The sequence below is a fragment of the Solirubrobacter deserti genome (assembly GCF_027587175.1).
GTDB classification, from domain to species: Bacteria; Actinomycetota; Thermoleophilia; order Solirubrobacterales; family Solirubrobacteraceae; genus Solirubrobacter; species Solirubrobacter deserti.
This window is the reverse complement of sequence record NZ_JAPCID010000007.1, coordinates 124,170-140,419: the sequence shown is the minus strand read 5'-3', so window position 1 is coordinate 140,419 and position 16,250 is coordinate 124,170. Positions and strand designations below refer to the sequence as shown.

Here is a 16,250-nt window from a genome sequence, read left to right as displayed (position 1 = left end):
GCGCTGCGCCTGCGGTACCAGTCGTACGCCTTCTTGGCGGCGAAGAGCTTCATCAACTTGTTCATGGCTCATGCGCTACCCATCTGCTCGGCCCGGGATGCGAACGCCAGCTGCCACGCGAGCCCGACGAGGATGAAGCCGCGCTGGCCGATGCCGGGTGCATCCAGGCGCAACGCGATCAGCGCGGGGACGATCGCCACCAACGCGACGCCGAGCGCCAGCACCGTCAGCCGGTAGCGCGTGTTCGCGATCAAACGCAGCGACGTCAACGCGGCGAGCAGCAACCCGGCGAGGATGCCGAGCGTGCCGAGGTCGTGCAGGCGTCCGCCGAGCGTGCGCTGCACGTCAGACGGCAGCTGCCCGCCCACGGTCTCGGTCGTCCACACCGCCGCGACGAGCAGCCCGGCGGTCGCGGCCACGAGCATGAGGACGACGAGCCCGCGCGCGATCGGGCGCCAGGGCACGCGCGCGGCGAGCAGCGCGCAGGCCGCGGTGGCCGCCGCCCACGCCAGGAACGCCACCGTCTGGACCGGCCGCGTCCAGCCGACCGCGTACTCGCTGACGAAGTGCTCGCCCGGCGGGAGGTCGGTGCGCAGCAGGTGCTCGAGCGCGACGAGGCCCACGAACGCCGCGATGCCACCGAGCACGATCCGCCGCATCTGCGCCCTGTACCCGGCCGCGGCGAGGGCGCGCGCGACCTGGCACCGCGCCGGTCACGCCGCTGGGCAACATCCGGTGATGAGCGCGACTGACCAGTTCATCGACGCCCTCGGGCGCCTTGAGAGCGAGCGCGACCTTGAGCCGCTCGTCGAGTTGTTCGCCGACGACTGCACGCTGCAGAACGTCACGGTCGGCGAGGACCACCACGGCAAGGACGGCGCCCGCGGCTTCTGGCAGGACGACCGCAAGCTCTTCGACGAGGTGCGATCCGAGTTCCGCAACGTGATCGTCGACGGCGACCGCGCGGCGCTGGAGTGGACGCGGCACGGCACGGCCCGCGACGGCGGCTCGGTCGAGTACGCCGGCGTCTCCGTGATGGAGTTCGGCGACGGCGGCATCGCGCGCTTCATGGCCTACTTCCATCCGCGCGAGCTCGGCCGGCAGACCACGCAATAGCCACGGCAACCGCGGCGGCCCCTGACCAGGGGGCCGCCGCGGTCTACCCCCTTGCTACGGGTTCGTGGTCGACAGCGTGAACGTCAGCGTCTTGGAGTAGGTGCCCGTGCGAAGCGGGTCCTTGTCGCCGATGTCCTGTTTGAACGTGACCGTCACCCGGTCGTTGGAGACGGGTGCGTTCCAGGTCGACTTGGAGAAGGCGACCTGCAGCGGCTTCGCCAGCGTGAACGCGCCGTTGGTCATGTGCCCGGGGTCGGACACCGACAGCGTCGCGTCACCCGCCGTCGAGATCACGTCGGCCGTGGTGCTCGCCTCGTAGGTCCTGGTGACACCCGGGATGAACGGCTCGAACGACGCCGGCGCGCCGAGCGACAGCGAGAGCGTCGGCGGCACGGTGCCGGTGGCGGTGCCCGGCGCCTCGACCTTCTGGACCGTGACGCCGTTGCCCTCGAAGTGCACCCAGTTGAGCAGGAACAGGCTGCCGCCCGTCGCGCCGCCTGCGACCTCGCGGAACACGAGGAACAGCTCGTGCTTGCCCGCCAGGGAGATCGGGAACTTCTCGCTCTTCCACGCGTTGGTCGCACCCGTCGAGGTCAGGTTCATCGTGGTCACGAGCGGGCCTGTCTGCGAGCCCGTGCGGACCTCGATCGCCGCAAGCGGTGAGTTGACCGTCCGCCCGGCCGCGGCGTCCGTGTAGCGGACCGTCAGGCCGTCGATCTGGTGCAGGTTGAACGGGCCGTTCAACCGGACCCAGTCGTTGTTGGAGATGTTGCTGCGGTGCGTGCCGACTGGCACGTCCGCGGTGGCCGGGAACTGGGCCTGGTTCTGATTCGACGTGCCGGACTGCGACGTGGCCAGCTCGACCTCCTGGCGCCGCTGGCGGAGCTGCACCTGGCTGGTCGTCTTGAGCGCCGGCACGTCGCCCGCGGCGCCCGTGTCGACGTACTCGGCGCTGATGACGGCGAACACGTTGCCGCCGTGCGACGCCTCGTCCACGCCCGTCTGCAGGAGCCCGGTGCAGCCTGAGACGCTCTGCAGCTCGTGGCCGTGCTGGTCATGGCCGAGGACGTACTTGACCTGCACCCTGCTGCAGTCGATCGTCGGGTCCTCGGGATCGGTGACCGTGACCTTGAACGCCAGCTCGTCGCCGAAGGAGAACACGCCGCCGTCGAGCGGCGCCTCGATCGTGATCGTCGGCGCCGTGTTGCCGCTCGTGATGAGCGTGCTCGTCGACGCCCGCTCGCCCGTGGAGTCGATCACCGTCAGCACGGCGGTGAAGCGGCCGCGCTGCGTGTAGGTGTGCGTCGGGTTGGCCTCGGTCGAGATCGGCGAGCCGTCACCGAAGTCCCACTCGTAGCGGATCGAGTCCAACGGGTCGGGATCCATCGAACCGGCGCTGGAGAAGTTGACCGTCAGCGGCGATGCGCCGTCGGTCTTGTCCGCCGTGAGCACGGCCTTGGGCGTCTTGCTGCCCTTGCTGTACTCCCACTTGTACATGCCGGCTTGCGGACTGATGACGTTGAACCCGTTGCCGTAGGTCAGCAGGTAGAACGCCCCGTCGGCCCCGAACTGCATGTCCATCGGGTTGTCGCACTCGAACATCGGCGGGTTCGCCAGGTTGACGGGACCGCAGTCCAGGAAGCCGTTGATCTTGACGATCCGCCCCTGCTCGTCCAGGCGCATCTCACGCAGGGTGTCCTGCGTCCACTCGCCGAAGACGACCGCGTCGTTGTAGTACGGCGGGAACTTCTTCGGGTTCGGGTTGGCCGCGTCGTACTTGTACTTCGTCATGCCGTGCGGGCCGACGCCGCCGCTGTAGAGCTCGGGGAACAGCCGCGGGCACTCGGTGGCCGAACCGGGGGCGGGGGTGCCCGCCGTCGGCGCGTAGTTGGCCTGGCACGGCGTGCCGAGGCCGACCAGACGGGGATTGGCCCCGCTGAGGTTCGGGTTGTCCTGGTAGGAGTACCAGATGTCCGGGTTGGTCACCGGCGGCACCTCGGTGAGGCCGGGCTCGACCGTCGGGCCGCCTTCGAGGTTCCAGAGCGAGTCGTTGCGCTGCGTCGGCCCGTCGCACTCGTGCAGCTTGGGCGGGTTGTGCAGCGGCGTGCCCGCGTTGGAGGTGTTCGGCGCGAACTCGTGGAAGTTCCACTCGTAGTACGCGAGGTCGCGCTTGTAGCACGTCGGCCAGCCGTAGTTGGACGGCTTGCGGACGATCTCGAAGCGGCCGACGCCGCCCGGACCGCGGCCGCGCGCCGGCGAGCTCGCGTCCGGCGAGTAGTCGCTGACATACGCGACGTCGTTCTCGTCCACCTGGATGCGGAACGGGTTGCGGAAGCCCATCGCGTAGACCTCGGGCCGCGTCTTGGCCTGCGGCGCGCCCGCGACCAGCGGGTACAGGTTGCCGGCCGGGATCGTGTAGGCGCCGGCGCCGCTGCCGGTGAAGTCGGCCTTGTTGGCGTCGGCGGCGGCGAAGTCGTCCTTGACCTTGATGCGCAGGATCTTGCCGCGCAGGTCGTTGGTGTTGAGCGAGCTGCGGCGGGCGTCGCCGGTGAGGCGCTGGTACCAGCCGCCCTCCTGCGCGGTCGTCGTCGCCACGGTGCCGCCGGTGAGCGCGGCGCCGTCGGCGGTGATCTGCGTCTGGTTGGCCTGCTGCTTGCCGCGGCGGAAGAACACGTTGACGTTGCCGGTCTGCACGGGGCCGCCGCTGGTCTGGATCTCGTTCTCCTCGATGTTGGAGAGCGCCTCCAGGGCGGCGTCGACCTGTGCGGCGGTCGCGTTGAAGGCGAGCGGCGCGGTCGTTTGGCCCTCGTAGGTCAGCGTGAACGTGCCGGCCGTCGCGCCGGTAACGCGCACAGTCTGCTGCTCGTCGGTCTTCTGCGAGTTGAACGGGCCCCAGCCGTTGGCGTTGATACCGCCGGCCGGCGTGTCGTCGCCCGTGACCATCCACAGGTTGCCGTGCTTGTCGAAGTCGATGTCACCCGCGACGTGGCAGCACTCCTGCCGGTTCATCGGGACGCGCAGGATCTGCTGTTCGGTGGTCAGGTCCAGGCGCGGATCGGTGGTCGCGGTGCCTTCGACGAACTTGAAGCGGCTGAGCTGGTGGTAGCCGACGTAGGGGTCCCACGCGGTCTTCGAGGGCGCCGAGTTCGGCGGCGCCGTGTTGGGCGTGGTCTGCGTGACGACCTGACCTGTGGACAGCTTGACGTCCGTGACCGTCTGCGGGGAGTAGAAGAGGTAGACCCACTTGTTGGTGGCGAAGTTCGCGTCCACGGCGGGGCCGTAGAGGCCGTCCTCGCCCGCGGAGTAGATGCGCTGCGTCGAGGGCAGGCGCGGGTTCGCGAAGTCGGCGATCACCGTGGTCCGGCCCGTCTTGGCGTCGTGCAGGCGCAGCGAGCCGAGGCGGTCGGTCTGCAGGACGCGGCCGTCGGGCAGCTGGTCGAAGCCGATCGGCTCCTGCAGGTTCGGCGGCGAGCCGATCTTCGTCTGCTGGTAGTTCTTCCAGACGGTGGCGCCGCAGTCGCTGTACGTCGGGTCGCTGTTGCCCGTCGCCCACTTGATCGCGCCCTTCAGGTGCGTCGTGAGGTTCGCGTCGAACGCCGCGGCCGTGTTGCCGAGCGCGGTGTAGAACGAGCGGCCACCCAGGTAGTCCTTGCAGAAGGAGATCGGGTGGTCGGCGCCCATGGTGCCGCCGGCGATGCCGTCCAGGGTCTGGCCCTGGGGCTGCGGGCCGAACGGGTCCTCGACGACCGACGCGAGGACGTGCGCGTTGCCGCGGATCCGCCGCGCGGGATCGTTGGTGATGAAGTTGTACCAGTGGTCGGTGCGGTCGCTGACCAGCGGGAGGTCCTTGCTCGCGTCGTGCACGCGGTCGAAGACCTTCACCGAGCCGCTCTGGAGCTCGGTGCGGCTCGTCGAGCGGGTGCCGAGCACGTCGGTCAGGAACGACCACGACGCGTCGGTCTCGATCGCCGAGCCGATGCCGACGAAGCCGCCACCCTTCTTGAAGTACGCCTCGAAGTTGGCCTTCTGGGCGTCGGTCAACGGGCTCGTCTGGCCCGTGTTCAGGAACACCACCGCGCGATAGGTGTCCAGCTTCTCCGGCGTGAGCTCAGCTCCGACGGCGCTCGGCGCGGGCGCCGTCACGGTGAACGTGTCGCCCGCCGCGGCCGCGTTGATCGCAGCCAGGCCGGCCGTCGTGACCTCGTCGCTGGTGCTCGTGACCACGAGCACGTTCGGCGGCGCAGCGGCCTGCGCCTCGACCTTGGCCGACGCTGCATCCGGCAGCGCGAAAGCAAGGCCCAGCAGCGCCAGGCTTGCGATTCTCCTCCGCATCCCTCTCCCCCTCACAGGGGCGCCACCCGAGGGCGCCCTTGTTTGTTGTATGAGAAGCCGAACCTATCCGGGCGCGGTGGTTGTGTCAATGTCTGACAAACAGACGATGTCCTACGGGGCGGCTGAGAGGGCGAGCAACTCGCGGACCTCGAGCGCCGTCGCATTGGCGCCGAACATCGGGCGCCCCGGCCCGAGGTTGGCGCCGTCCGCGAGCGTGCCCGCGACGACGGGATCGAAGCCGAGCTGATCGACCAGCGCGGCGACGGCGGCGACGTCCTCAGCGTCGTCGCCGGCGATCGCGATCGCCTTGCGTCCCGGCGCGCCCGGGGGCCGCGCGCCCTCCTCGAGGTCGTGGTAGCCCATGTGGTTGAAGCCCTTGACCACCCGCGACTCGCGCAGGAAGGCCTGCACCGTCTCGCTGGAGGAGGTCCGCGGGTCCGTGAGGTCGTCGCGCACGCCGTCGACCTCCTCCCAGTAGTTCATCGCGTCGATCACGAGCTTGCCGGCGAACGCGTCGGCGGGCAGCGTCCGGAACTTGCCGAGTGGGAGCGCGAGGATCACGACGTCCGCCTCGGCGGCGGCGTCGCGCGCGGTGGTGGCGACCGCGCCCGGCGTCAGCACCTCGACGATCAGCGCGATCCGGTCGGGATCGCCCGAGCTCGCGATCAGCACCCGGTGGCCCGCCGCGACGGCGAGGCGGGCCAGCACCGTGCCGAGCTTGCCGGCGCCGATGATGCCGATCGTCATCGCGCCGCCACCGGGAGCAGCTCGCGCACCATCGGGATGACCTCCGAGCCGTAGAGCTCGACCGCACGCATACGGGCGCTCGCGGGCTGCGCGCCGACGGTGTAGATCAGGTCGAAGCGGCCGACGTCGAGGGCGCTGATCGCCTTCGCGATCTTGCGCGCCACGGTCTCGGGCGAGCCGACGTACAGCGAGCCGTGCGCGACCTCCTCGTCGAACTCGTGGCGGCGCAGCGGCGGCCAGCCGCGCGTGGCCCCGATCCGGTCGCGCTGGATCTTGTAGTGCGGATAGAAGAGGTCGATCGCTTCCTTGTCGGTGTCGGCGATGAAGCCGGGCGAATGCATGCCGACCGGGTGCGCCGTCGTGCCGAACTGCTCCGTGGCGCGGCGGTACAGGTCGACGTAGGGCGCGAAGCGCTCCGGCGAGCCGCCGATGATCGCGAGCATGAGCGGGAGGTCGTAGTGCGCCGCGCGGATGACCGACTGCGGCGAGCCGCCGACGCCGACCCACGTATCCAGGCGCCCGGACTCGGTCTTCGGGAACACGTCGGCGTTCACCAGCGGCGCGCGCGTCGTGCCCTCCCACGTGACCGGCCGCTCGCTCAGCAGCTGCACGAACAGGGCGATCTTCTCCTCGAAGAGCGTGTCATAGTCGGCCAGGTCGTAGCCGAACAGCGGGAACGACTCGGTGAACGAGCCGCGCCCGAGGATCACCTGCGCGCGCCCGTTGGAGACCGCGTCGACCGTCGCGAAGCGCTGGAACACCCGCACCGGGTCGTCGGAGCTGAGCACGGTGACGCCGGACGCCAGCTTGATGTTCTCGGTCCGCGCCGCGATCGCGGCGAGGACGGTCTCGGGCGTGGAGATCGAGTATTCGGGGCGGTGGTGCTCGCCCAGCGCGATCACGTCGATGCCGAGCTTGTCGGCCAGGACCGCCTCGTCGACGACCTGGCGGATCGCCGCCGCGTGTGTGACCAGGGTGCCGGAGTCGTCCTCCGGGACATCACCGAAGTTGTCGAGGCCGAAGACGATGTCAGTCATGGGAGAGCCGCCGTTCCGAAGGTGGTTGCTACGACAAGTATAGGCGGAGATAGTTGCGTGCACAACCTCGCCCGACGGGGGACACTTCTCACATGAGCGTCGACAGGGGAACTCGCGGCACACGCCGACGTGGTCTGCCCTGACCGCGCTCGCCGGGCGCATCCCGGCAGCCTCGCTGGTCCTGCTCGGGATCTTGAGCGTGCAGGTCGGCTCCGCGCTGGCCAAGCAGCTCTTCGACGAGGTCGGCAGCTTCGGCACCGTGGCGCTGCGGTTGTGCTTCGCGGCCGCGGTGCTGCTCGCGCTGTGGCGGCCCTCGCTGCGGATCGAGCGGCGCGCGTGGACCGTCGTGCTCACGTACGGGCTCGTCCTCGGCCTGATGAACCTGTGCTTCTACCTGTCGCTGGACCGGCTGCCGCTGGGCATCGCCGTCACGATCGAGTTCCTCGGGCCGCTGGCGGTGGCGCTGGCCGGCTCGCGGCGCTGGCTGGACGGCGTGTGGGTGCTGCTCGCGGGCGGCGGGGTCGTGCTGCTGATGGAGGGCCGCGGAGCGCTCGACACCGTGGGGGTGCTGCTCGCGCTCGCCGCGGGCGCGTTCTGGGGGCTGTACATCGTGGTCGGCGCAGCCCTGGGGCGTCACACCACGGAGGGCAACGGCCTGGCGCTCGGGATGGTCGTCGCCGCGGCGGTGGCCGTGCCGGTCGGCGTCGCCGACAGCGGGACGGCGCTCCTGGAGCCGTGGGTGCTGGCGGCCGGGCTCGGTGTCGCGCTGCTGTCCTCGGTGATCCCGTACACGCTGGACCTGGAGGCGCTGCGCCGCATGCCGCCGCGCGTATTCGGGATCCTGATGAGCCTCGAGCCGGCGGCGGCCGCACTGATCGGGCTGGCGCTGCTCGGCGAGACGCTGAGCTGGTCGCAGTGGGTGGCGGTGCTGTGCGTGGTCGCCGCGTCGGCGGGCGCTACGCGCGGCGCGTGACCGTTTCGGTGCCCTCGTCGAAGCGCCAGCGGTCGGCGGTGAGGTGAACGCCGCCGATCCAGCGGTCGATGCCGTTGAGGGCGACGTGATCCGCGCGACCTTCGAGGACGTCGCGACCAAGGTCGGTCAGCTCGAGGCCGTCGAGGAGCGGGTGCGGACCGGCGGCGAGCCGGTCGAGGCGGTCGAAGGCCCAGGTGTCGCCCATGAACGGGCGCGGCTCGCGCGCGGCGGCGCGCAGGAACGCGTCGCCGCGGGTGCGGGCTCCCGCCGCGACGGCGGCGAGCAGGCGCCGTTCGCTGAGTGAGAGCCCGTCGCGGGTCGACGGGTACTCGCGGCCAAGGCGGTCGAAGGCTTCGGCGAGGAAGCGCAGCTCGGGGTGGTGGTGGGTGGCGATGGCGGCGAGGCCGGTCGGTTCGGGGGCGCGGAACGCGGCCCAGGCGCGGGTGGCGTGCTCGAGCGCGGCGTCGGTGAGCGGGAGGCGCGGGAGGGTGCTGAGCTGAGCGGCGGTGAGCTCTCCCAGGCCGCCGAAGTGCGCGATGCCCGGGAACTCGCCGATGCAGACCAGCGCGATCCGGTCCGCCGGGACGCGTCGTGCGTGGAGGCGCGCGAGGATCTCGATCAGCTGCAGTTGGTCGTAGAGGTCGGCCTCGAACCACAGCACGAACTCGTCGAGCTCGTCCAGCGTGCGATCGCGCCCGGCCAGTTCCTCCTCCTCGATCCCGAGGAAGTGGGCGCGGGCGCGCCGCAGGTCCTGCTCGGGCACCGGGCCTTCGTGCAGGGCGTCGCGCCACGGGAGGATGTGCGGCGCGAGGCCCGTCGCGCGCAGCTCGGGCACCGTGGAGTCGCCGTTGGTGACGTGCAGCGCCATCGCGAGGAAGGCTACGCCGGGACCAGGCGCGGCACCGCGCGCACGTACGCGACCATGCCGAGCACCTCGACGAGCGTCTGCGTGACGATCACCGCGGCCGTGAGCGCGTACTCGTCTCCCAGGGCGAGCGCGAGCGGCAGCACCACGAGGGAGTTGCGGGTCGCGCCCGTGAACACGAGCGCGCGGGCGGCGTCGGGCTCGAGGCGCCACGCACGGGCGAGGACCCAGCCGATGAGGCCCATGACCACGAGGAACGCGACGTAGAGCCAGATCACGCCGGCGATCTCGCCGATGTCGTCGCGCACGCGCGGGAACTGCGAGGCGACGACCACGAGCAGCGTGAGCGCCATCAGCGCGACGGGGAGCCGGTCGACGGTGGCCTTCAGCCGGGCGGCGGCGTGTGCCCGGTCGGTCAGGGCCTCGGTCGCCCACGCGAGCGCGAGCGGCAGCGCGATCAGGAGCGCGAACGCCTCCAGGAACGGCCCGGGCTCGACGATGTCCGCCAGCTCGGAGCCGAGGAACAGCCACAGGTAGGCGGGCAGCAGCGCCATCTGCGCGAGCATCAGCAGCGGCGCGGCTGCCAGCAGCCGCCGGTCGCTCCCGCCGGCCAGGCGCGTGAACACGATCACGTAGTCGATGCACGGGGTCAGCAGCACCATCAGCACGCCCAGCTCCACCGCCGTGTTTCCCGGGGCGAGCTGCGCGAGCGCGAACGCGACCGGCGGGACGACCACGAAGTTGAGCGTCAGCGCGGCGAGCAGGAACCGGCGGTCGGCGAAGGCCGCGCGCAGGGCGGTGAACGGGACCTGCAGGAAGGTCGCGTACAGCAGCGCGCCCAGCACCGGGTAGATCAGCGCCTCGAACACGCCGTCGGCGCCGGGCGCGAGGAGCCCGATCAGCGCGCCCGCGAGCAGCGCGCCGAGATAGAGGGCGACCTGGTGGCGCTCGACGGCGGTCACGCGAACAGCATGCGACACGGCGCAGACGCGGTGCCCCGCACGTCTCGTTCCGTAGTCTCGGCGCTACGCCCTTCCGACCTCTGAGACCATGACCAACCTCGCCCTCGCCGGCGCGACCGGCTGGACCGGCCGCGCCATCGCCCTCGGCGCCCTCGCCGCGCCCGACGTGAACCTCAAGACCGCGATCGCCCGCAGCAGCGCCGGCCGGGACCTGGGCGCCGCCTTGGGTGTCGACGACCTCGGCGTCCCGGTGTTCGCCACCGTCGAGGAGGCCCTCGACGGCGTCGACGTGCTCGTCGAGTTCACCTCGCACGCGGCCGCCAAGGCGGTCGCGCTGGCCGCGATCGAGCGCGGCGTCGCGGTCGTGATCGGCTCCAGCGGCCTGACCGCCGCGGACTTCGCCGAGATCGACGCCGCCGCCCGGACCGCCGGCGTCGGCGCGGTCGCGTCCGGCAACTTCAGCCTCACCGCGGCGATGATGCTCGCGGGCGCCGAGCTCGCCGCCCGCCACCTCACCCACTGGGAGATCATCGACTACGCCAAGTCGACCAAGCCCGACGCGCCCAGCGGCACGAGCTTCGAGCTCGCCGAACGCCTCGCCGAGGTCGGCGCGCCGCAGGTCGACCTCCCGGTCGACCAGGTCGCCGGGCACCCGTCCGCGCGCGGCGCGACGATCGCGGGCAGCCAGATCCACTCCGTCCGCCTGCCCAGCTTCATCGTCTCGACCGAGATCGTCTTCGGCGGCGAGGACGAGCGCCTGAGCATCCGCCACGACGCCGGCGGCACCGCCCAGCCCTACGTCAACGGCGTGCTGCTCGCCGTCCGCCGCGCCCGCGGCCACGTGGGCCTGATCCGTGGGCTGGACCGCCTGCTCCTCAACGACGAGGGCGCCCGAGAGGATTCGACCCTCTGAGCCCTCGGTTCGTATCCCCCGGCCGGCGGGGAAAGACGACCGACGTACGGCACGAAGCGCCCGGCGCGAGCGCGACCTCAGGCATCGAAGGCGCCGCCATTCGCATATCCATACGAATGTAGGTAGGGTCGTCGGCATGGCCGGCGACGACTCCTGCGATCTCCTCTGTCTCGATCTCCCGAAGGCGGAGGCGCTGCGCCAGGCGCTGCCCTCGCCGGAGGAGCTGGAGGCCGGCGCCGCACCGTTCAAGGCGCTCACCGACGCGACGCGGCTGTCTGTGTTGCTGTCGCTCGCAGACGGCGGCTCATGCTGCGTGTGCGACCTCTCGTGGGTGGTGGGCCGCGAGGAGAAGCTCGTCTCGCACCATCTTCGACAGCTGAAGAGCCTGGGCGCCGCTCGCTCGCGTCGCGACGGGCGGATGGTCATGTACGAGCTGACCGAGCTCGGGCTCGCCCTGGCGGCGGCGTACCGGGAACTCGACCGCGTGAGCGCATGAAGCCGATCGAGCTGCCGATGGCGCCCGTCCTCGCCGAGCCGGAGCCGGCTTCGGTGGGGACGCGGCGGTTCCGGGTCGAGGGCATGGATTGCGGGGCGTGCGCGAAGACCGTCGAGCAGGCCGTCGCGGCGCTCGACGGCGTGAGCGCCGCGCAGGTGTCCTTCGGCAACGGCTCCCTGGCGGTTGCCGGCGATGCGCCCGACGCGGCCATCACCGGGGCCGTCGCCCGCGCCGGGTATCGCGCGCATCCGGCCGCGCGTGCGGTCCAGGCGGACGGCGGACCGTTCTGGCGCCGTGACGCCCGCGCGCTCTCGACCACCGCGGCTCTGACGCTGCTCGTCGTGGCGGTGATCGCCTCGCTGCTCTCGGCCCCACGCGCCGTCGCCGAGCCGCTGTACCTGGGCTCGATGGCGGTCGGCGGCTGGCCCATCGCCCGCGCCGCGGCCTTGGCTCTCCGACGGCGCCGGCTCGACATGAACGTGTTGATGGCACTGGCGGCGCTCGGCGCGGTGGGCATCGGCGAGTACGCCGAGGGCGCGTGGGTGCTCGTGCTGTTCGCCGTGGGCACCGGGCTGGAGGCGATGGTGCTCGACCGCAGCCGACGCACGGTGGCTTCGCTGCTCGACCTCGCGCCCGCGCGGGCGCGCGTGGTCGCCGGGGGCGAGGAGCGGCTGGTGGACGTCGGTACGGTGGACGTCGGGGCGGAGATCCGCATCCGCCCCGGCGAGCGCATCCCGCTGGACGCCGAAGTCGTCTCGGGCGCCTCCAGCGTCGACCAGGCGCTGCTGACCGGCGAGTCCGTGCCCGTCGACAAGGTCCCGGGCGACGAGCTGTTCGCCGGGACGTTGAACACCACCGGCGTGCTGGTCGCGCGGACGCTGCGGCCGGCGGCGGCGTCGACCTTGTCCCGCGTCGCGTCGCTCGTGGAAGCGGCGCAGGGCAGCCGAGCGCCGGCCGAGCGCTTCATCGATCGCTTCGCCGGCGTCTACACCCCGATCGTCTTCGTGGCCGCGCTGGCGCTGGCCACCGTGCCGGTCGCGTTCGGCGGCGATGCGGGGACGTGGGTCTACCGGGCGCTCGCGCTGCTGATCGTCGCGTGCCCGTGCTCGCTCGTGATCTCCGTCCCCGTCGCCGTGGTGTCGGCCGTGGGCGGCGCCGCGCGCCGGGGCATTCTCATCAAGAGCGGCCAGGCGCTCGAGGACCTCGGCCGTGTGCGTGTCGTCGCGCTCGACAAGACCGGAACGCTCACACTCGGGCTTCCCCAGCTGCAGCGGGTGGTCGCCGACGACGAATGGGCTGCCCTGGCGCTCGTCGCCGCGGTCGAGGCCGGCTCGGAGCACCCGTTTGCCGCCGCGCTGCGTCGCGCCGCACGGGAGCGCGGGGTGCGCGTGCCGAGCGCCGAGGCCTTCGAGGCCCTGCCCGGACGCGGAGCACGCGCCGTCGTCAGCGGGCGGGAGCTCTGGGCCGGGGGGCCTCGCCTGATGCAGGAACGGCTCGGCTCGCCCCCGCCGGAGCTCGCTGCGCTGCACGAGGCCGGTCAGACGGTCATCGGACTCGGCGAGGGCGACCGGCTGCTCGCGCTCTTCGCGCTCGCCGACCAACCGCGCGCTCAGGCGGCCGGCCTCGCCGACCGGCTGCGTGCGGCCGGAGTGCAGCGGGTCGTGATGCTCACCGGCGACAGCGAACCCGTCGCTCGGGCGGTGTCCGCGACCGCCGGCATCGCGGAGATCCGCGCGGGCCTCCTGCCCGCCGAGAAGCTGGACCACGTCGTCGCGCTCGAACGGGAGACCGGCGCGGTCGCCATGGTCGGCGACGGCGTCAACGACGCTCCGGCGCTCGCGGCCGCCCGCGTCGGTATCGCGATGGGGGCGGCCGGCTCCGACGTCGCGATCCAGAGCGCCGACGTCGCGCTCATGTCCGACCGCCTCGACGGCCTTCCGGAAGCGCTCCGCCAGGCTCGTCGCGCGCTCGCGATCATGCGCGCCAACGTCGTCGCGTCCCTGGCGATCAAGGCGGTGTTCGTCCTGCTCGCGCCGTTCGGGGCGGTGACCCTGGTGGTCGCGGTGGCGGCCGACATGGGCATGTCGCTGCTCGTGACCTTCAACGCCATGCGACTCCTGCGGCCGCCGTCTTAGCCGAAGCGTCGGCGAAGAACTGCTCGATCACGGGGCGCGCACCGACCGGGCCGGAGATGTCGAGGATCAGCGAGTCGTCGTGGCGGCGGAGCTCGAACGTGAGGAACGCGCAGCAGCGCGACTCCGCGGCCACCAGCTCGCGGGTGCGCCGCTCGATCTCCGGCGTGTCGCGCAGCCGGACGCGCAACCCGGTCTCGGTGCTCGTGCGCTCGAGCACGCCGTCGGTCGCAAGGGCGGCGATCAGGCCCACACGGGCGGTGAACCCGTCCGGAGACAGCGTGCAAGCGATGGGGATCTCGGCGGTCATACGACTACCGTGAACCTTGAACCCGACTTCAAGTCAAGGCCCCGATGACAGACGCTCCCTCGATGACCATCGGCCAGGTCGCTCAGCGTGCCGGCCTCAACGCGTCGCGCATCCGGTTCTACGAGCGCACCGGCGTCCTCCCCCAACCGGACCGCGTCAGCGGCCAGCGCCGCTACAGCCCCGACGTCCTCCACCGGCTCTCGATCATCGATGTCGCTCAACGCGCCGGCCTCACCCTGGACGAGATCGCGCCCCTCACCGGCCCCGGCAACCGCACCGCCGACGCCAGCACGCACATCCGTGCGCTCGCCGACGCCAAGCTGCCGCAGATCGAAGCGCTGATCGTGCGAGCCCATGCCGTCAAGCAGTGGCTCGAGGTCGCGCAGCATTGCGACTGCCGAAGCGTCGACGTCTGCGGACTCTTCGTCGACCCGACCCTCCTGCCACCCGTCGCGGACATCGACCTGGACGTGCGCCAGGTTCGCAGACGCGCTTGACTTGAACCCGAGTTCAACGTGCAGGGTCCCGGTCGAACGCTGCCTCGACCAGGAGAAGACCTGCCGATGTGGCTCCCGATCAAGTCCGATCAAACCTCGTCCGCGGCCGCGACGGGCATGCGGTCCATCCTCGGGATGGGCGCGGTGATGCTGCTCGCGTGCCTCGCAGGCCCCGTGCTGGCGGGCGCGGCCGGCGCCCTTGGCGCCGGAGTCCTCGTCGGCGCCGGCGGCGCGGTGTCCGCGGTGGCGCTGTGCCTCATCGCTCCCGCAGCGATGGTGGCGTGGCGGCGCCGGTCAAACTTCCCGATGAGCGTGACGCGCCAACGGACCGATCGGCCTAAGGGTCTGCGCCCGTTGCCGAGGACCGTCGACGGGCCCGAGAACGAGAAAACCCCGCGAGTGGCGGGGTCTTCTGCTCAGCGCGCCCGAGAGGATTCGAACCTCTGACCTTCGGTTCCGTAGGCTGAAAACCGGTTCATTGAGGGCGCTCATTTGGCTCTACGCCGCGGTAAGCGTGGGTCGGATGGGTGCCCGAAATGGGGCCTCTCGTGGAAGTGGGCACGTTGTGGGCACGACGCGCGGCCGGTGACGACCGCCGTTCGCGGCCTACCCTGACGGCCTAGCCGATCTCGCGGTAAGGGGTGGAAACCGGTCCCCGTGAGGGGAGAAGGCGAGGAAGTAGACCCGGTCTGCCCGCCAGCTCAGCTCAGCTCAGCGCCGCCCTTGGTGCGGCAGTCCTGGCGGAGCCTCCTTGACCCGCGCATCAGCGGAGTCGGCCGGTGGGGTCAAGCGGAGCCCGACAGGGCCGAGCGCAGCGAGCTGCGCAGCAGTCCACTTGACGCCGCCGGACGGCGGAGCTAGCCGTAAACGAGTCGACCCGGGTTTACGTTCGCGGATAGCATCGCGATGTGTCCTGGACGATGACGGGCGGCAAGTGGTTCTGGGTGTACGCGGCGCTGATCGTCGGGCTGTGGGGCGTCGCTGTGGCCGTGGGCGTGCCGTGGTACGTAGGGCTGTTGTGGGCGGCGTTCCAGGTGGAGGTCGTCTTCCGCTTGATCGAATGGACACGGAATCGGCGCGCCCAGTCGAGCGCGAACCCCTAAGGCGCGCGCCGGTGTTGGCCGGCGAGCACGGCGAGCGAAGCGAGCCGCGCGCAGCCGGCCGGCGGCCGAAGGCCGCCCTTGACGTCGTGGAGGAGGTCATCACGGGCGACAAGGGGACATATCTCGCGACCGGTAGGCCTCAGTTGATCGCGTCCGACTCGTTGCGTACGGTGTCACAGAATCTATTGGTCGAGGCTCTCCCAGGTGATCATGGGTTACGTCGTCTTATGCAGTGGCGGTATTGATTCGGCGACGCTCACGGCGCTCGCGGTTACGGAGGACCAAGAGGTTGAGCTCTGCTTCGTGGACTATGGCCAGCCAGCGCGTGAGGCGGAGCGCGAAGCAGTGCGATCACTTGGCCACCACTTCGCCGCTCCCGTCCAAGAACTTCAGGTGCAAGGTCTCGTGATCAGCGCGGGAGAGATCCCGATGCGGAACGCGCTGCTCGTGACCTGCGCCGCGGCCCTACGACCGGATGCGGCACTAGTCGGTCTGGGGATCCATGCCGGGACCGGCTATCGCGATTGCTCGCCGGATTTCGTCGATCTGCTGCAGCGCACACTCGATTTTCACCGTGACGGTGCGATGCAGCTCGTGACGCCTTTCCTGAACTGGAGCAAAGGCGATATCCACGCGCTCGCGTTACGCCTCGATGTTCCGCTTTCGGTGACGCATAGCTGTGAAGCGTCGGACGATGCGTGCGGCGCCTGCTCGTCTTGTGCAGATCGGGAGGCCCTGGGTGTCGGCTGAGATCAGGTCATTGCGGT

General features: G+C 71.1%; 16 protein-coding genes. 9 read left to right on the top strand and 7 right to left on the bottom strand.

Annotation, left to right across the window (positions count from 1 at the left end; all coding sequences use genetic code 11):
- Positions 1-68: 68 nt before the first annotated feature.
- The gene (locus OJ962_RS06165) at positions 69-659 is read right to left on the bottom strand and encodes a DUF998 domain-containing protein (RefSeq protein ID WP_202956235.1); all 591 of its coding nucleotides are present in this window, start codon (positions 657-659) and stop codon (positions 69-71) included.
- A gap of 79 nt (positions 660-738) precedes the next feature.
- Between OJ962_RS06165 and OJ962_RS06160 the strand changes: the two genes are divergently transcribed.
- The gene (locus tag OJ962_RS06160) at positions 739-1,116 is read left to right on the top strand and encodes a nuclear transport factor 2 family protein (RefSeq protein WP_202956234.1); all 378 of its coding nucleotides are present in this window, start codon (positions 739-741) and stop codon (positions 1,114-1,116) included.
- 54 nt (positions 1,117-1,170) lie between these two features.
- Here the strand turns inward: OJ962_RS06160 and OJ962_RS06155 are convergent, their stop codons facing one another.
- The 3 genes from OJ962_RS06155 to OJ962_RS06145 form a co-directional block, all read right to left on the bottom strand.
- Entirely contained in the window at positions 1,171-5,448 is a 4,278-nt protein-coding gene (locus tag OJ962_RS06155; protein ID WP_202956233.1) for a ThuA domain-containing protein, read from the bottom strand.
- 111 nt (positions 5,449-5,559) lie between these two features.
- Positions 5,560-6,195, bottom strand: a complete 636-nt coding sequence (locus OJ962_RS06150; RefSeq protein ID WP_202956232.1) for an NADPH-dependent F420 reductase — start codon at positions 6,193-6,195, stop codon at positions 5,560-5,562.
- Positions 6,192-7,232: an LLM class flavin-dependent oxidoreductase gene (locus OJ962_RS06145; RefSeq protein ID WP_202956231.1), complete on the bottom strand. Its 1,041-nt coding sequence runs from the start codon at positions 7,230-7,232 to the stop codon at positions 6,192-6,194. Before OJ962_RS06145 ends, OJ962_RS06150 begins: the two co-directional genes overlap by 4 nt.
- A 139-nt stretch (positions 7,233-7,371) precedes the next feature.
- Between OJ962_RS06145 and OJ962_RS06140 the strand changes: the two genes are divergently transcribed.
- Positions 7,372-8,205 carry an EamA family transporter gene (locus OJ962_RS06140; protein WP_407697496.1) on the top strand — a complete coding sequence of 278 codons (834 nt, stop codon included), beginning with the start codon at positions 7,372-7,374 and terminating at the stop codon, positions 8,203-8,205.
- Here OJ962_RS06140 and OJ962_RS06135 read toward each other — a convergent pair.
- Both OJ962_RS06135 and OJ962_RS06130 read right to left on the bottom strand, forming a co-directional pair.
- Positions 8,189-9,073 (bottom strand): hypothetical protein, encoded by an 885-nt coding sequence (locus OJ962_RS06135; RefSeq protein ID WP_202956229.1) that lies wholly within the window; start codon positions 9,071-9,073, stop codon positions 8,189-8,191. The genes OJ962_RS06140 and OJ962_RS06135 overlap by 17 nt on opposite strands.
- A gap of 11 nt (positions 9,074-9,084) precedes the next feature.
- Positions 9,085-10,032, bottom strand: a complete 948-nt coding sequence (locus OJ962_RS06130) for an arsenic resistance protein (RefSeq protein ID WP_202956228.1) — start codon at positions 10,030-10,032, stop codon at positions 9,085-9,087.
- Positions 10,033-10,120: 88 nt separating this feature from the next.
- Between OJ962_RS06130 and dapB the strand changes: the two genes are divergently transcribed.
- From dapB to OJ962_RS06115, 3 genes are all read left to right on the top strand, one after another.
- Positions 10,121-10,945 carry a 4-hydroxy-tetrahydrodipicolinate reductase gene (gene dapB, locus OJ962_RS06125; protein ID WP_202956227.1) on the top strand — a complete coding sequence of 275 codons (825 nt, stop codon included), beginning with the start codon at positions 10,121-10,123 and terminating at the stop codon, positions 10,943-10,945.
- Positions 10,946-11,081: 136 nt separating this feature from the next.
- The gene (locus tag OJ962_RS06120) at positions 11,082-11,441 is read left to right on the top strand and encodes an ArsR/SmtB family transcription factor (protein ID WP_202956226.1); all 360 of its coding nucleotides are present in this window, start codon (positions 11,082-11,084) and stop codon (positions 11,439-11,441) included.
- The gene (locus OJ962_RS06115; protein WP_202956225.1) at positions 11,438-13,576 is read left to right on the top strand and encodes a heavy metal translocating P-type ATPase; all 2,139 of its coding nucleotides are present in this window, start codon (positions 11,438-11,440) and stop codon (positions 13,574-13,576) included. Before OJ962_RS06120 ends, OJ962_RS06115 begins: the two co-directional genes overlap by 4 nt.
- Here OJ962_RS06115 and OJ962_RS06110 read toward each other — a convergent pair.
- Positions 13,542-13,883, bottom strand: a complete 342-nt coding sequence (locus tag OJ962_RS06110; protein ID WP_202956224.1) for a hypothetical protein — start codon at positions 13,881-13,883, stop codon at positions 13,542-13,544. The two genes, OJ962_RS06115 and OJ962_RS06110, sit on opposite strands and share 35 nt — an antisense overlap.
- A 62-nt stretch (positions 13,884-13,945) precedes the next feature.
- Between OJ962_RS06110 and OJ962_RS06105 the strand changes: the two genes are divergently transcribed.
- The 4 genes from OJ962_RS06105 to OJ962_RS06090 all read left to right on the top strand — a co-directional run bounded on the left by OJ962_RS06105 (position 13,946) and on the right by OJ962_RS06090 (position 16,233).
- Positions 13,946-14,380 (top strand): MerR family transcriptional regulator, encoded by a 435-nt coding sequence (locus tag OJ962_RS06105; RefSeq protein WP_270006238.1) that lies wholly within the window; start codon positions 13,946-13,948, stop codon positions 14,378-14,380.
- Positions 14,381-14,446: 66 nt separating this feature from the next.
- On the top strand, positions 14,447-14,827 hold the full coding sequence (locus OJ962_RS06100; protein ID WP_202956222.1) for a hypothetical protein: 381 nt from the start codon (positions 14,447-14,449) through the stop codon (positions 14,825-14,827).
- A 461-nt stretch (positions 14,828-15,288) separates the two neighbouring features.
- Positions 15,289-15,483, top strand: a complete 195-nt coding sequence (locus tag OJ962_RS06095) for a hypothetical protein (RefSeq protein WP_202956221.1) — start codon at positions 15,289-15,291, stop codon at positions 15,481-15,483.
- Between the two features lie 210 nt (positions 15,484-15,693).
- Entirely contained in the window at positions 15,694-16,233 is a 540-nt protein-coding gene (locus tag OJ962_RS06090) for a 7-cyano-7-deazaguanine synthase (RefSeq protein WP_238932096.1), read from the top strand.
- Positions 16,234-16,250 lie beyond the last annotated feature (17 nt).

Bases quoted from the DNA above. Each gene is read 5' to 3' on its own strand.
- OJ962_RS06120 (WP_202956226.1), top strand. From the start codon at position 11,082: ATGGCCGGCGACGACTCCTGCGATCTCCTCTGTCTCGATCTCCCGAAG.
- OJ962_RS06090 (WP_238932096.1), top strand. From the start codon at position 15,694: ATGGGTTACGTCGTCTTATGCAGTGGCGGTATTGATTCGGCGACGCTC.
- OJ962_RS06145 (WP_202956231.1), bottom strand. From the start codon at position 7,232: ATGACTGACATCGTCTTCGGCCTCGACAACTTCGGTGATGTCCCGGAG.
- OJ962_RS06105 (WP_270006238.1), top strand. From the start codon at position 13,946: ATGACCATCGGCCAGGTCGCTCAGCGTGCCGGCCTCAACGCGTCGCGC.
- dapB (WP_202956227.1), top strand. From the start codon at position 10,121: ATGACCAACCTCGCCCTCGCCGGCGCGACCGGCTGGACCGGCCGCGCC.
- OJ962_RS06165 (WP_202956235.1), bottom strand. From the start codon at position 659: ATGCGGCGGATCGTGCTCGGTGGCATCGCGGCGTTCGTGGGCCTCGTC.
- OJ962_RS06100 (WP_202956222.1), top strand. From the start codon at position 14,447: ATGTGGCTCCCGATCAAGTCCGATCAAACCTCGTCCGCGGCCGCGACG.
- OJ962_RS06150 (WP_202956232.1), bottom strand. From the start codon at position 6,195: ATGACGATCGGCATCATCGGCGCCGGCAAGCTCGGCACGGTGCTGGCC.
- OJ962_RS06155 (WP_202956233.1), bottom strand. From the start codon at position 5,448: ATGCGGAGGAGAATCGCAAGCCTGGCGCTGCTGGGCCTTGCTTTCGCG.
- OJ962_RS06110 (WP_202956224.1), bottom strand. From the start codon at position 13,883: ATGACCGCCGAGATCCCCATCGCTTGCACGCTGTCTCCGGACGGGTTC.
- OJ962_RS06160 (WP_202956234.1), top strand. From the start codon at position 739: ATGAGCGCGACTGACCAGTTCATCGACGCCCTCGGGCGCCTTGAGAGC.
- OJ962_RS06135 (WP_202956229.1), bottom strand. From the start codon at position 9,073: ATGGCGCTGCACGTCACCAACGGCGACTCCACGGTGCCCGAGCTGCGC.
- OJ962_RS06115 (WP_202956225.1), top strand. From the start codon at position 11,438: ATGAAGCCGATCGAGCTGCCGATGGCGCCCGTCCTCGCCGAGCCGGAG.